The organism is Psychroflexus lacisalsi (assembly GCF_020164495.1).
Lineage (GTDB): Bacteria > Bacteroidota > Bacteroidia > Flavobacteriales > Flavobacteriaceae > Psychroflexus > Psychroflexus lacisalsi.
Genome location: NZ_JAIQYZ010000001.1, coordinates 933,284 through 947,685, shown reverse-complemented (window position 1 = coordinate 947,685; position 14,402 = coordinate 933,284). Strand labels below are relative to the sequence as shown.

16 protein-coding genes are annotated in these 14,402 nt (G+C 35.7%); 4 read left to right on the top strand and 12 right to left on the bottom strand.

Going from position 1 to position 14,402, the window contains the following annotated elements; genetic code table 11:
* Window positions 1-33: 33 nt before the first annotated feature.
* The 5 genes from priA to nadC are packed head-to-tail and all read right to left on the bottom strand — an operon-like array spanning window position 34 to window position 5,294.
* Window positions 34-2,496 (bottom strand): replication restart helicase PriA, encoded by a 2,463-nt coding sequence (gene priA / locus LB449_RS04425; protein WP_224453864.1) that lies wholly within the window; start codon window positions 2,494-2,496, stop codon window positions 34-36.
* A gap of 17 nt (window positions 2,497-2,513) precedes the next feature.
* Window positions 2,514-2,939: a DUF2147 domain-containing protein gene (locus tag LB449_RS04420; RefSeq protein WP_224453863.1), complete on the bottom strand. Its 426-nt coding sequence runs from the start codon at window positions 2,937-2,939 to the stop codon at window positions 2,514-2,516.
* Between the two features lie 4 nt (window positions 2,940-2,943).
* Entirely contained in the window at window positions 2,944-3,504 is a 561-nt protein-coding gene (locus LB449_RS04415; protein ID WP_224453862.1) for a chalcone isomerase family protein, read from the bottom strand.
* A gap of 4 nt (window positions 3,505-3,508) precedes the next feature.
* The gene (locus LB449_RS04410) at window positions 3,509-4,435 is read right to left on the bottom strand and encodes a YihY/virulence factor BrkB family protein (protein WP_224453861.1); all 927 of its coding nucleotides are present in this window, start codon (window positions 4,433-4,435) and stop codon (window positions 3,509-3,511) included.
* Window position 4,436: 1 nt separating this feature from the next.
* Window positions 4,437-5,294 carry a carboxylating nicotinate-nucleotide diphosphorylase gene (nadC, locus tag LB449_RS04405; RefSeq protein WP_224454431.1) on the bottom strand — a complete coding sequence of 286 codons (858 nt, stop codon included), beginning with the start codon at window positions 5,292-5,294 and terminating at the stop codon, window positions 4,437-4,439.
* A 47-nt stretch (window positions 5,295-5,341) separates the two neighbouring features.
* Between nadC and rlmH the strand changes: the two genes are divergently transcribed.
* Window positions 5,342-5,815, top strand: coding sequence for a 23S rRNA (pseudouridine(1915)-N(3))-methyltransferase RlmH (gene rlmH / locus LB449_RS04400; RefSeq protein ID WP_224453860.1), 474 nt, complete (start codon window positions 5,342-5,344; stop codon window positions 5,813-5,815).
* 56 nt (window positions 5,816-5,871) lie between these two features.
* Here the strand turns inward: rlmH and queA are convergent, their stop codons facing one another.
* From queA to LB449_RS04365, 7 genes are all read right to left on the bottom strand, one after another.
* Entirely contained in the window at window positions 5,872-6,921 is a 1,050-nt protein-coding gene (queA, locus tag LB449_RS04395; RefSeq protein ID WP_224454430.1) for a tRNA preQ1(34) S-adenosylmethionine ribosyltransferase-isomerase QueA, read from the bottom strand.
* A gap of 110 nt (window positions 6,922-7,031) precedes the next feature.
* The gene (locus LB449_RS04390) at window positions 7,032-8,252 is read right to left on the bottom strand and encodes a 3-phosphoshikimate 1-carboxyvinyltransferase (RefSeq protein WP_224453859.1); all 1,221 of its coding nucleotides are present in this window, start codon (window positions 8,250-8,252) and stop codon (window positions 7,032-7,034) included.
* Window positions 8,249-8,506, bottom strand: a complete 258-nt coding sequence (locus LB449_RS04385; protein ID WP_224453858.1) for a hypothetical protein — start codon at window positions 8,504-8,506, stop codon at window positions 8,249-8,251. The genes LB449_RS04390 and LB449_RS04385 overlap by 4 nt, the downstream gene beginning before the upstream one ends.
* Entirely contained in the window at window positions 8,507-8,833 is a 327-nt protein-coding gene (locus tag LB449_RS04380) for a nucleotide pyrophosphohydrolase (RefSeq protein WP_224453857.1), read from the bottom strand.
* Between the two features lie 15 nt (window positions 8,834-8,848).
* Window positions 8,849-9,301 carry a D-aminoacyl-tRNA deacylase gene (dtd, locus tag LB449_RS04375; protein WP_224453856.1) on the bottom strand — a complete coding sequence of 151 codons (453 nt, stop codon included), beginning with the start codon at window positions 9,299-9,301 and terminating at the stop codon, window positions 8,849-8,851.
* A 1-nt stretch (window position 9,302) separates the two neighbouring features.
* Window positions 9,303-10,259, bottom strand: a complete 957-nt coding sequence (rsgA, locus tag LB449_RS04370) for a ribosome small subunit-dependent GTPase A (RefSeq protein ID WP_224453855.1) — start codon at window positions 10,257-10,259, stop codon at window positions 9,303-9,305.
* 31 nt (window positions 10,260-10,290) lie between these two features.
* On the bottom strand, window positions 10,291-11,370 hold the full coding sequence (locus LB449_RS04365; protein ID WP_224453854.1) for a bifunctional 3-deoxy-7-phosphoheptulonate synthase/chorismate mutase type II: 1,080 nt from the start codon (window positions 11,368-11,370) through the stop codon (window positions 10,291-10,293).
* 146 nt (window positions 11,371-11,516) lie between these two features.
* Here LB449_RS04365 and gldA point away from each other — a divergent pair, with 146 nt between their 5' ends.
* From gldA to LB449_RS04350, 3 genes are read left to right on the top strand one after another with little or no spacing between them, the layout of a single operon-like run.
* Window positions 11,517-12,416, top strand: coding sequence for a gliding motility-associated ABC transporter ATP-binding subunit GldA (gene gldA, locus LB449_RS04360; RefSeq protein WP_224453853.1), 900 nt, complete (start codon window positions 11,517-11,519; stop codon window positions 12,414-12,416).
* Window positions 12,417-12,462: 46 nt separating this feature from the next.
* Window positions 12,463-13,398: a DUF368 domain-containing protein gene (locus LB449_RS04355; RefSeq protein ID WP_224453852.1), complete on the top strand. Its 936-nt coding sequence runs from the start codon at window positions 12,463-12,465 to the stop codon at window positions 13,396-13,398.
* Complete coding sequence (locus LB449_RS04350) at window positions 13,385-14,401, top strand: DUF368 domain-containing protein (RefSeq protein WP_224453851.1); 1,017 nt, start codon at window positions 13,385-13,387, stop codon at window positions 14,399-14,401. Before LB449_RS04355 ends, LB449_RS04350 begins: the two co-directional genes overlap by 14 nt.
* Window position 14,402 lies beyond the last annotated feature (1 nt).

The following is a 14,402-nucleotide window of genomic DNA, read 5'->3' as shown; positions in this document are numbered from 1 at the left end:
ATAAGCCGTAATTATAATTTAATGGTGAAAATGTTAATAAGGATCCACATTTACCACCACTTTTATTGAACGAAATTGAGCAATAGATTTAAACTTATCAACGCCCGCTTTTACGTAGGCTTTAGTTTTTGCCAGTGACTGATCATGTGGAATTTTGATCAGAATATTTTTATGGTATTGGTTTCGAATTCTTGAAATAGCTGGAAATTCTGGTCCCAGAACATTAGTTGTAAAAATTTGCCTGTAGTAAAGCGCAAGCCAATCTGAACCTTCATTCATTTTATTTAAATCCCGGGATTTAAAAGTGATCTTGATCATTCTAAATAAAGGCGGGTATTTAAAATGTCGGCGCTCATCTAGTTGTTCTTTAAACATTTCATCGTAACTATTGGTGGTGACTTGCTGTAAGATGCGATGGTAAGGATTATAGGTTTGAATAAGAACTTGACCTTGTTCTTCGGTTCGTCCTGCCCTACCCGCAACCTGGACTAGTAATTGAAAACTTCGTTCGTGAGCTCTAAAATCGGGGAAATTGAGCAAACTATCCGCATTCATTACACCCACAAGCTTTACGTGCCTAAAGTCAAGACCTTTGGTCAACATTTGTGTCCCCACCAAAATGTCAATTTCCCTATTCTCAAAAGCGGAAATTATTTTTTCATAAGCGTATTTACCACGAGTCGTATCGAGATCCATACGCTTGATGACTTTATCCTCAAACATAGCATGTAGTTCGGTCTCTATTTGCTCAGTACCAAAGCCTTTGGTAGTCACATCGTTTGATCCGCAAGCCATACATTTGGTTTGCATGGCAATGTGATAACCGCAATAATGGCACCTCAGCGTGTTATTATGCTTATGGTAAGTGAGACTCACATCGCAATTGGGACATTGCGGAGCATGACCACAGGTGTTACATTCCAGAATTGGAGAAAATCCTCTTCTATTTTGAAAAAGAATAACCTGCTGCCCTTGCTTCAAGGTTTCTTTGATAGCATTGAGAAGAGTTTCAGAGAAATGACCAGTCATCTTCTGTTTTCTCTGTTGATCCTTGAGATCAACAAGCTCAATTTTGGGTGGAATCACATTGCCGTAACGTCTTGTCAATTGAGCAAATGCGTACTTATCTTGTTTGACATTATGAAAACTTTCCACACTTGGCGTCGCTGTACCCAGAAGTGTTTTGGCTTTAAAAAAGGAAGCCAACACAATCGCAGTATCTCTGGCATGGTAACGGGGAGCCGGATCAAACTGCTTAAAACTGCTTTCGTGTGATTCATCGACAACAATAAGTCCTAAATCTTGAAAAGGCAGGAAAATGGAGGATCTGGCACCTATCACAATTTTACCTTTAGTTCCATTGAGGACATGCCTATAAACTTCAACTCTTTCGTTGACAGAATATTTACTGTGGTAAACTAAAACCTGATCTCCAAAATAATCTTGCAAACGCTGTATAAGTTGGGTAGTTAAAGCAATTTCTGGCAACAGATAAAGTGTTTGCTTTCCTTCGCGTATTACTTTTTCAATCAGCTTAATATACACTTCCGTTTTACCTGAAGAGGTCACCCCTTGAAGCAGACACACTGGATGTTTGTTAAATCCATTTTTAATATCCTCTAAAGCTTCAGTTTGATAGTCGTTGAGATTGATTTGGTGCGAGGATGAATCCCCGTCATATTGAATTCTATCTTTTTTTATGTGATATTCTTCAAAGATGGATTTATCGACCAATGACTTGATGACTGAATCAGAAACTCCAGCTTCTTCTTTTAGTACTTTTAATGATATTGGCTTTTTAGTTTGAGCTTTCAGGCTAAACAATTTTAAAAGAGCTTCCTTTTGTTTGTTCGCTCTTTCCAAGCTTTCCAAAAGACCTGGCAATTCTGTCTCTGATGAGTAATGGTCAGAAAGTTTTATGTATTTCTGAAGTTTAGGCTTGTATTGTTTATTTAATTCCTGATTTATAAGAATTAATCCTTTTTCTGCCATCGCATTGATGACTGGAAAGATGGTTTTCCTGTCAAGAATAAGTGTAATCTCACTAATCTTTAACAGGCTTTGCTTCTGAAGGGCTTGCAGTATTAAATATTCACTATCATTAAGATGTTTATCTTCATCAATTGTATTAATATCATAATCAGGATGAGGCTCAATAACAGTTTCACTTTCTATCAATAGCGCACTTGGTAAGGCTGATTTTAAAATCTCGCCTTCCGTACACAAATAATAGTCTGCAATCCACTTCCAAAGTTTGAGCTGATAAGCTGTAACGGTAGGCGACTCATCAAGCAGTTCTTCAACAGGCTTGGCTTCATAACGAACGGGTGGCGTGCTGTGGATTTTGGCAACAATACTTGTATAGACTTTTCTCTTGCCAAATGGCACTGCTACTCTCATGCCAATTTGCAAACGCTCATGTTCTTCATCAGTAACAGAATATGTAAATCTCTGTTCGAGAGGTAAAGGAACAATGACATCAATAAAAAAAGACATGAAATAAGTGTTATCCGTTAGTTTTCAATCCTTTTCCATTCCTGTGTACGATAAAAAAATGCGACATAGCCTCTTACCATAAGTGTGTTGGGGTCACCTTCTTTTAGCCAAATCTTGGCCTCATAAGTTTTTCCGTTTTCAGGATCGGTAATGGTGCCATCATTATACTTATTGTCGTCTTTAGAAAGATTTTTTAAAATCACCATTCCTTCTACTTTCTGATTTTTCAAATCACCTTTACATTCTGTGCAGCGAACGTCTCTCTTGTCTTCTCTGAGGATTCTTTTCACTTTCCCAAAAACCTGCCCATCATCTTTATAAACCTTAACAATAGATTTTGTAACACCCGTTTCATCGTCTATCGTTTTCCACTCACCATAGACTTGTTGAGAATAAATAAGGTTTCCAAAAAGGAAACCTGTAAGTAATATCAAAAATTTCATATAATTATTGTCCTAACATTCCTTTCATTAAATCCTTATCTGCAGGCTTGTTACAAAACCAAATGCCAAAAAGAGCCTTTTTAAAATCAGCACCTTTAATACTACCAAGCTCCTCACCGTTTTTAAAGACCACAACACCATCTAAAGGAGTATAAGTAATATCAAAGACATCATTTTTGGTGATTTCATCAGAGAAAAAAGAAATAAACTTATCTATTTTTGCTCTGTAAGGTTTGGTATTTCCATTTGTTGAATTTTCAAAGCCTTCTTCGACAGCAGAACTCATTTTATCACTTGATATTAATCCAGAAACTATATGTAATTTAATGACCATAGGAGCATCGGCATCCATTACTTTTTGAGCATCCGACATTTTTTGAGATGTATAAAGGCCGCCAGCGTACATATCCATCCAGAATTTCTCTCGTACTCCCGCACCATTTAAGCTGAGTTCTGTTTCTCCAACTTGAAAAGTATCAGGAAGTTCAATTCCGGCAACTTCAGTTTGTGCAAAAGTTGTAGAAGCAATTACAAGGACTAGAATCATTAAAAAGCGTGTTTTCATAGTTTTAGTATTTTGATTTTCGTTTAAGGTTATAAAGTGATCCATTTAGTTCGAAACCCAACAAAAGAATATTTGAGTTTAACCAAATATATAACATGAGAATCAACAAAGCTCCAATTGATCCATATAGTTTGTTGTACGCACTAAAATTTTCGACATAAATAGAGAACAAGTATGTGGTTAAAATAATTAAAATAGTTGTAAAAAAAGTTCCCAAAGAAAAAAACCGGGTTTTCCTTCCCTCTTTGGTTCCGAAGTAATACAAAGTTGAAATTCCCAGAATCAAAACCAAAACCAGGATAGCAAAACGACCATATTTGGCAAGTAGTAATGAGTCACCGACTACTCCTAAACTTTTGAATTGATCAATGACGAATGTTAAATACACCGTAGCAATTACCGCTATCAAAAGAAGGATAGCTACAATTAAAGCGACCCCCACAGCAACCATATATTGCCGAATGATTGTTCTATTAAATCGTGTATGATAAGAAAATTCAAAGCCAGTGAAAATGGCGTTTACGCCGTTGGACATCAAAAATATAGAAAGTAAAAAAACAAAAGAAAGCAGACCAGCTCTTGGATTATTGGCTATGTCATAAAATATATCTTGAAATAAACCAGCGGTTTGTGGCGGTAATAATTCTTCCAGATAATTGAGTAACTCTTGTTGGAAATTATCGATGAACCAAACGAACGGTATCAAATTCAGTATAAAAAGTAAAAAAGGAAAAATAGCCATAAAGAAGCTAAAAGCAATAGAACCCGCTCTGGTTGAGAATGTTCCCTTTAAAATTCCAATAATGTATAAACTAAAAAGATCATAAAGGGTGAAGCCCTCGAAACCAGGCAGTTTAGTCTCGTTCATTCGATAAGCAATACTACAAATTACTGGTATTTTCTTAAGAGAATCACTAATTTCAACGGCCATATTATATAGCTTTTAAACTTAGATCTAGATTATGAACCGAATGAATAAGTGCTCCACTTGAAATGTAATCTACTCCACATTCCGCATAATATTTTGCATTTTCTAGCGTAATGCCTCCACTTGATTCTGTAAAGCATCTACCGCCAATCAACTTCACCGCTTTTTTGGTGTCATCATAACTAAAATTATCGAGCAAAATTCTATAAACACCATCGGACTGTAAAATTTCTTCTACTTCTGAAAGTGATCTTGCTTCCACTACAATTTTGAGATCCAATTTTTTATCTGCCAGATACCTAATGGTTTTTTCTATCGCTTTTGAAATTCCTCCTGCAAAATCTATGTGATTATCTTTCAACATGATCATATCGTAAAGCGCAAATCTGTGATTTTCTCCACCTCCGATTTTTACAGCCATCTTTTCTAAAGCTCTAAATCCAGGAGTTGTCTTTCGCGTGTCTAAAATCTGGGTTTTGTAATCTTTTAGTAGACTTGAAAACAAATTTGCCTTTGTGGCAATCGCACTCATACGTTGCATGGCATTAAGGACCAACCGCTCTGCTTTCAAAATTGATTGGCTTGAGCCTGAAACGTAGAATGCAATATCTCCGTGAGTCATTGCATCACCATCTTTCATAAGGTTTTCTATCTCCAAAGAAGGGTCAACATAATTAAAAACTTGTTGTGCAAAATTGACTCCTGCCAGTATTCCCTCATCCTTTACGAGCAATTTAGCCTTCCCTGTTGCCTCTTTAGGGATACAAGCCAAACTAGAATGATCTCCATCACCAACATCTTCTCTTATTGCATTTTCAATAATGATTTGAATTTCTTGAGCCAATTGCTTTTCGCTAATCATTTGGTTATCTATTTTTGTCTCAAACAAAGTTAAACTTTTTTAGACGGATGACCATCTCATTAGTACTTGTAGGCAAAACGGATAATAAGCATTTGGAAGCATTAATTAATGATTATAAGAAACGCTTATCGTTTTTTGTAAAATTTGAAGTCACCATCATTCCGGACCTCAAGAAAAGGAAAAACATGGAGACTGAAGTCCAGAAGGAAAAAGAAGGTGAGCTTATATTGAGTAAAATTTCAAACTCAGATTTTGTTGTTCTATTAGATGAAAATGGTGTTGATCATTCCTCAACCAAGTTCGCCAGCTGGCTTCAAAAAAGAATGAATTCGGGCATTAAAAAACTGGTGTTTGTCATTGGTGGTCCTTATGGATTTTCTAAACCAGTTTATGACAGAGGTAATCGAATATTATCCCTTTCCAAAATGACTTTTTCTCACCAAATGATTCGGTTATTTTTTACCGAGCAATTGTATAGAGCCTTTTCTATTTTAAAAAATCTTCCTTACCATCACGAATAAAAAAAAGCTGACTTGCAAGTTGCAAGTCAGCTTTCTGTATTGTTAAAAGTGAACTGCTATAAAATCAGCATAGCATCACCGTAAGAATAAAATTTATACTTTTCCTTGATGGCTTCTTTATAAGCTTTCTCCATAAGATCGTACCCTGCAAATGCTGAAATCATCATTAGAAGAGTTGATTTTGGCATGTGAAAATTGGTAATCATACAATTAGCGATGCTAAAATCGTGTGGTGGAAAAATAAATTTATTAGTCCATCCATTGTATTCATTTAATCTATGGTTTGAACTAACAGCACTTTCCAAAGTTCTCATTACAGTTGTACCAACCGCACAAATTCTTCTTTTTTCAGATTTTGCATTATTGATGACCGATGTAGCTTCGCTATCAATCATAATTTCTTCGCTATCCATTTTGTGCTTGGATAAATCTTCAACTTCTACTGGATTGAAAGTCCCAAGACCGATGTGTAAGGTAACTTCAGCAAAGTCAACTCCTTTAATTTCCAAACGTTTCAACAAGTGTTTTGAGAAATGAAGCCCTGCCGTTGGAGCTGCGACAGCACCTTCTTTTTTGGCATAAATAGTCTGGTAACGCTCGGCATCTTCCGGCACTACATCACGCTTTATGTACTTAGGAAGCGGAGTTTGACCAAGTTCTGTCAACTTGTTTCTAAAGTCCTGGTAAGACCCGTCATAAAGGAAACGCAGGGTTCTACCCCTGTTGGTTGTATTATCAATAACTTCAGCGACCAGACTTTCATCTTCGCCGAAATAAAGTTTATTACCGATTCTTATTTTTCTTGCTGGATCCACTAATACATCCCAAAGACGTGTTTCAGGATTAAGTTCTCTCAAAAGAAAGACTTCGATTTTGGCGCCAGTTTTTTCCTTATTTCCGTAGAGTCTTGCTGGGAAAACTTTGGTATTATTGAACACCATGACGTCTTTTTCGTCAAAGTAATTGATCACATCCTTAAACATTTTATGCTCAATAGTACCATCTTTACGATTTACTACCATTAACTTAGCTTCATCTCTGTGCTCCGACGGAAACTCTGCCAAAAGGTCTTCAGGTAAAGTAAATTCGAATTGTGAAAGTTTCATTCCCATAGTCTAGTATATTTTTTTAAAAGAGTGCAAATATACGACCGCGAGATAGGCGTTGTCAAGTAAATTATTGTTTATTTAGCGTAATAACTTCCAAGACAGTGTTTTTACTGTATGCCGAGCATATTCATTTTCTCCCAAAAGTCTGGAAAAGACTTAGAAACTACTTCAGGATTCAAAATTTCCAGATCAGTCTTAAGAGCCAATGGCGCGAAAGCCATAGCCATTCTATGGTCTTGGTAGGTTTTAATTTTTACTTCTGAATGTAATTTCGAAATGAGTTTTAAGTGAAGAGATTCTGTAGTTATAAAAACCTCAGCACCAAATTTTTCGATTTCATTTTTTAAAGCTACTAGCCTGTCTGTTTCTTTTACCTTTAAAGTGTGAAGTCCAGTCAACACACATTCCACTCCAAGCCCTAAACACGTGACAGCAAACGTCTGTGCTAAATCTGGCGTATCATTGAGATCCAATTCAATCTTCGTAGGAAATTTAAAGTCCTCAATTTTTGAGAGCTGAATCGATTCTTTATCAAACTGAGTCTCGATGCCGAGCAGCTTATAGAATTCAGCTACTTTGGAATCTCCCTGAAGACTGTTTTTATTGAAGGTAGAAATTTCAAAAGTTCCTGTTTTCATTAAAGCTAAACAACTGTAGAAATAAGACACGGAACTCCAATCTGATTCGACAGCAATTTGTGTAGGTTCGATTTCAGTTTGTGAATATACTTTAATGGAATGGCTGTCAAAATCAACCTTAACTCCAATTGATTCAAGCGCTTGAGCTGTCATTCTAAGATAAGGCTTGGAAGTAACTTTAGACTCTAACTTTATGGTTAAGCCATTTTTTAAAGAAGGTGCGATGAGCATCAAAGCTGTAATGTACTGACTGCTGACATCTGCCGAAATGGATATTGTATCTTTTCGAAGGGATTTCCCAGATATTCTTAAAGGAGGAAAACCTTCGATTTTCACATATTCTATAGATGCTCCAAGAGTTCTAAGCGCTTCTACAAGAATACCGATTGGTCGTTCCTGCATGCGCTCGCTTCCTGTGAGTATGATTTCACTGCCAGGAATGGTTGATAAATAGGCCGTTAAAAATCGCATGGCAGTTCCTGCGTGGTGAATATCGATTTCTTTGGTTTCCTCAAGAGGCTTTGACAATGCTTTTTGAAGCACCTGGGTATCATCACTATTGGATAATCCTTTAAGTTCTAGATTAGGGAACAGTGCCTTTAGAATCAGGTATCTATTAGAAATGCTTTTGGAACCAGTAATTTCAAATTGAAACTGATTGATTTTTATCGGGGTATAGCTCAGTTTCATTGTTTGTCTCTTTTTTTAATATTCCCTCTGAATTTTAAAAAAGTAACAACAAAACCATAAACAAATCCACTCATGATGTTAGCGACAAAGAACCTTAGCAAATTATCTTTGGCAAATCGGTTTTCTGCATATAGAGCCCAATCAAAATCATAAGCAAACCAAATATCTACAATATTGTAGATGAAGATAAGACCGCCTGCAAGGATTATTACAGATCTCCAAAAGCCTTTGGTGGAGATTACTTTTTGAAACATTTACTTAAGTTTTGGATTATTTTTATGTCGATCATGGTCTCTCTTCGATTTCAAATCCAATTTTTTATCAAAAGCAGATTGCAGATCGATTCCTGTTTGATTTGCCAAACATAAAACAACAAAGACTACATCTGCAAGTTCTTCTCCGAGATCCTTAGACTTATCGCTTTCTTTTTCACTTTGCTCACCATAGCGTCTAGCAATTATTCTAGCCACCTCGCCCACCTCTTCAGTGAGTTGAGCCATGTTGGTAAGTTCATCAAAATAACGTACACCATGTTTATTAATCCATTCGTCTACTGCCTTTTGAGCATCTTGTATGTTCATAAGTTTAGTTTTAAATCAATCCCTATTCTTTGAATCCAAAATAAATGTCAAAGGTCCATCATTTAAGGAGTCTACCTGCATATTAGCTCCAAATCGGCCTGTTTGGATATTACCATGATATGCTTCTTTCATTGAATCAATGAAATTATGATAAAGTTCTTTTGCCAGTTCTGGTTTTGCTGCCTTTGTAAAACTCGGCCTATTTCCCTTTTTGGTAGAAGCATGAAGAGTAAATTGACTTACTATCAAAATCTCTCCTTTTACGTCTTTAATATTTAGATTCATCTTTTCATCTTCATCCGAAAATATCCTAAAATTGGAAATTTTATTAACCAACCAGTCAATATCTTCTTTCTGGTCTTCTTCTCCAATACCTAGATAGATGAGAAAACCTTGATTGATGCTTCCGGCTATTTGAGTATCAATTTCAACTGAAGCTTCTTTGACTCTTTGAAGTATAATTTTCATATTATCTCAAATCTTGATAAGGGTCTTTTCTAAAACTTTCGTCCTCCTCACCTTCCATGATCTGCAAGTAACTTTTGTATCTGGAATAAGCTAGTTCATCTTCTGCCAGAGCATCTTTTACTGCGCAATGAGGTTCTTCTACATGAATACAATTGTTAAATTTACAATTACTTTTTAATTTGAAGAATTCAGGAAAATAATTATCAAGATTATATTTATCAATGTCCACAACACCAAACCCTCTGATCCCTGGAGTATCTATAATCTGACCTCCAAAATTCAACTCATGCATTTCTGCAAATGTTGTTGTGTGTTGACCTTGCCTATGCTGTTCAGAAATTTCCGATGTTTTAATATTCAAAGTTGGCTCAATGGCATTGACCAGTGTAGACTTACCAACCCCACTATGACCGGCAAAAACACTTACCTTGTTTTTCATTAGTTCTTTCACTTTGTCGATATTTTCGCCAGTCTCTGCGGAAATCCCTATGCAGGTATATCCAATACCTCTGTAAAGTTCTGCCAGATATTTCATTTCAGCGAATTCTTCCAAACTATAAGTATCGATTTTGTTAATTAAAATTACTGTAGGAATATGGTATGCCTCGGCTGTCACAAGAAATCTATCTATAAATGTAGTACTAGTAGGTGGGTTGTTGTGAGTGACAAGTAAAAAAGCTTGATCAATATTAGCTGCTATAATATGCGTTTGCTTAGAAAGATTGACAGACTTTCTTATGATATAATTTTTTCTGTCGTAAATCTCTTTTATGATGCCAATGGTATCATCTCCTTTCTTTTCAGTATCAATTTCTACGTGATCTCCAACTGCAACAGGATTTGTACTTTTAATCCCCTTTAGCCTAAATTTTCCTTTGATTCTAGAATTATAAATCTTCCCATCTTCACCTTTGACATGATACCAACTCCCTGTAGATTTATAAACCACCGCCTTCATAAACTTGATTTTAAAATAGATACAAATTTCATTACTGGCTTATTATTTTGTGCTGATGGGCGATAGATTCTTCATGGATCGCTTTTGTAAGACGTTCCACAAAATCCTTAGACAAATGATTTTTTTCTCCTTCTTCTGTGAGTCTATTTAAAACACTATTCCACCGTTCGGGCTGCAGAATTGCTACATTATTTTCTTTTTTCAACTCACCAATATCATCTGCTACACTCATTCGTTTTCCAAGAAAATCTACAATTTGATTATCGATGATATCAATTTTAGATCTTAAGACATTGAGTTTCTTATTGAATTCCTCTGCGCCTTCCTTTTGTCTTATGCGAAGATCGATTGTCATTTGCTTCAAAAAATCGGGGGTGATTTGCTGAGCTGCATCACTCCAGGCTTTATCGGGATTGTGATGAGTTTCTACTATCATACCATCGTAGTTAAGATCTAAGGCTGTCTGACATATATCAAATACCAAATCTCTTTTACCCGCAATATGAGAAGGATCTACAAGAATTGGCAGATCTGGAAATTGATTTTGTAAATCAATAGCTATCTGCCACTCGGGATTGTTTCTATATTTAATTTTTTCGTAAGTAGAAAAACCTCTGTGAATGACTCCAAGATTTTTAATATTGGCATTATAAAGTCGCTCTACTCCTCCAAGCCATAACGCTAAATCGGGATTGACTGGATTTTTCACCAATACTATTTTATCAGTTCCTTCTAGAGCCTCTGCAATTTCCTGTACGATAAATGGACTTACCGTACTTCTTGCACCTATCCAAAGTACGTCAACATCTGCTTTAAGAGCCAGATCAACGTGCGTTTTATTGGCGACTTCAGTAGCTATCATAAGACCTGTTTCTTCTTTAGCCTTCTTCAGCCATTCCAAACCTATGGCACCAACACCTTCAAAATTACCGGGGCGTGTTCTGGGTTTCCATATACCTGCACGCATTACCGTGGCGTCAGAATCTTTAAGTTGATGAGCTATATTTAGGACTTGTTCTTCAGTTTCAGCACTGCAAGGTCCCGCAATTACTAACGGATGATCCAAATTCATATCCGTTAACCAATTTCTTAATTTATTATCATTTTCCATATCTACAAAATTAACTTTTAATGTCAGATATCAAAGGCATTTAGATTGCTTTTAAATTTCAAAAAGTTCTTAAAATACTTTCAATACTAAATCCATTCTGAAATTGTAAAGAGATATAATTTGTATTTTTGAACAAAAGTTTAGAAATGTCAATTGAAGTTAGGTCTATTTCAAAATCTTATAAAAATCAAGCAGTCTTAAAAAATATAGATTTTAAGATTTCTAAAGGTGAAGTTGTTGGTCTGCTTGGACCCAATGGTGCCGGAAAATCTACATTGATGAAGATATTGACTGGGTTTATAAGTCCAACTTCAGGTGAAGCGGGCATCAATGGTTTAAAGTTGACTGAAGCCAAAACTGAAATTCAAAAACAAATTGGTTACTTGCCGGAGAATAATCCTATCTATTTAGAGATGTACATCAAAGAATATTTAGATTTTCACGCAAAAATCTTCAACAGTCCAAAAGAAAGAATTGATGAAGTTATAGAACAAACTAAATTGACGGATGAAATTGGAAAGCGAATTTATCAACTATCCAAAGGTTACAGGCAACGCGTTGGTCTAGCGGCTGTCTTACTGCATGATCCCGATATTCTCATTCTTGATGAACCCACGACAGGTCTAGATCCAAATCAACTTATCGAAATAAGAGACTTGATAAAATCTATCAGCAAAAACAAAACCATCCTCTTGTCTACTCACATTATGCAGGAAGTCGAAGCCATTTGTGATAGAGTTATTATCATCAATAAAGGTGAAATAGTTTCTGATAAAAAACTTGAGGATCTTAACGATTCTTCACAACAAGTCATTGAAGTCGAGTTTAATTATAGAATCGAAGAAGTTGCACTCAAAGAAATTGGTAAAGTGATCAACATAGTAAATACGGCTCGGTTTAAATATGAGATTACTTTTGATACAACAGTTGACAAACGTCCTGATGTTTTTGACTTTGCTCATGATAAAGGCTTGAAAATTATAGAGCTTCACAAAAAAAATAAGAATCTCGAAAGTCTATTTATAGATTTGACCAAAAACGCTTAAACTTATAATCACTAATTTTTACTGTTAAAAAACCTCATCCTTAACTATGAAAAGAAATTTCAAATCCTATATCACGATAAGTTTAAAAGGTTTGGGCATGGGAGCTGCAGACGTTGTTCCTGGTGTCTCTGGGGGAACTATAGCTTTTATAACAGGCATTTATGAAGAGCTTGTTACGACCATAGCCAATGTTGACTTAAGCCTGATTAAGACTTGGAACAAAAATGGGTTTTCAATGATGTGGAAACAATTGAATGGTAATTTTATTTTAGCTTTACTTACTGGTATATTCCTGAGTGTATTTACCTTGATGAAGCTCACCAATTATCTGTTAGAAACCTACCCTATAGTGGTTTGGTCTTTTTTCTTTGGTCTCGTATTAGCTAGTGTATGGTACGTTGGAAAACAAATAGATCGCTGGACTTTAAAGCTAATCAGTTTCGCTATTATTGGTTTTTTTGTCGCATTTGGAATAACTTTATTAGCCCCAGCTCAGGGTATCGATCATCCACTCTATTTCTTGCTTTGCGGAGCAATTGCTATCTGTGCAATGATTCTGCCTGGGATATCCGGAGCCTTTATTCTTGTTTTGATGGGAGGTTACAAATCGATAACTGAAGCGGTTTCAGAATTGAATTTTCAAATCATAGGTCTTGTTGGTCTGGGAGCAATTATAGGCATTTTGAGTTTTTCTAGGATTCTCAAATGGCTATTTAATAACTATAAATTAATTACCCTGGCTATTTTAACCGGTTTTATTGCCGGATCTCTCAACAAAATATGGCCGTGGAAAAAGGTTATTGATTCTGAAATCGTAAAAGGTAAAGTTGTTATTTTGGATGAAACTTCAATCTTACCTCAATATTATGACGGCGATCCTAAACTTATTTTTGCTACGGTAGCTGCTGTTTTAGGTTTTATATTGATATTGGCTTTAGAAAAAATAGCACAAAAACAACCCTTATCCGATGCAAAGCACTAGAACATTTAGTGATAAGATTTTTCTTTTTCTGAAGGGACTTGCCATGGGAGCTGCCAATAAAGTTCCTGGAGTCTCAGGAGGGGTAGTTGCTTTTGTTGCAGGTTTTTATGAAGAGTTCATTTATTCTCTTCAAAAATTTAATCTCAAGTCCTTGAAGCTTCTTCTTAATGCTAGGTTTGTAAGTTTTTTTCAATACATTAATGCAAAGTTCCTTTTCATTCTCATCTTAGGAATGATCTTCAGCTATTTCAGTGTTTCCAAGTTATTGGATTTTTTTATACAATATTATGAGCTATACGTATGGTCTACTTTCTTTGGAATGATCATCGGCTCTATTTATTTTATAGGAAAGGATTTCAAAATAAGAACTCTTAAGACTATTGTTTTTATTGCTTTGGGAATACTAGCTGGTCTTAGTATCAGTTTTTTAAAACCTGCGACAGAAAATGATCATTTGCTTTTTGTGTTTTTCTGTGGGATTATAAGCGTTTCCGGAATGACTCTTCCAGGACTGTCCGGCTCTTTTATCCTTATTCTTCTCGGGAATTACGTCTTGTTACTCGTTGACTCTGTAAACGCACTTTATGACACGATTGCAGATGTTGTAAAGCTGGATTTCTCGTTTAGTGGAGATCCTAAAAGAGTAAGATTACTGCAAGTTTTAGCTTCTTTTACAGCAGGTTCTATTTTTGGGTTGATAACACTATCTCACTTGCTCAATTTCGTTCTCAAGTATTACAAGAAAATTACTTTTTCAATCATAATTGGTTTTATAACCGGGAGTTTAGGCGTAGTTTGGCCTTGGAAAGAAAAAATTTATAAAACAAACGAAGCCGGAGTCATCGTAAAAGATACAAGTGGTAATCCTGTTTTAGATAATTACGCTAGATTTTGGCCAGATCTGTCTGAAGCAAGCACGTGGATTGCTTTTGCTTTTATTATATTAGGAATTTTAATAGTTTTGAGCCTTGCCTGGTACGGCAAGCAAAGTAAAAAAAGATAGC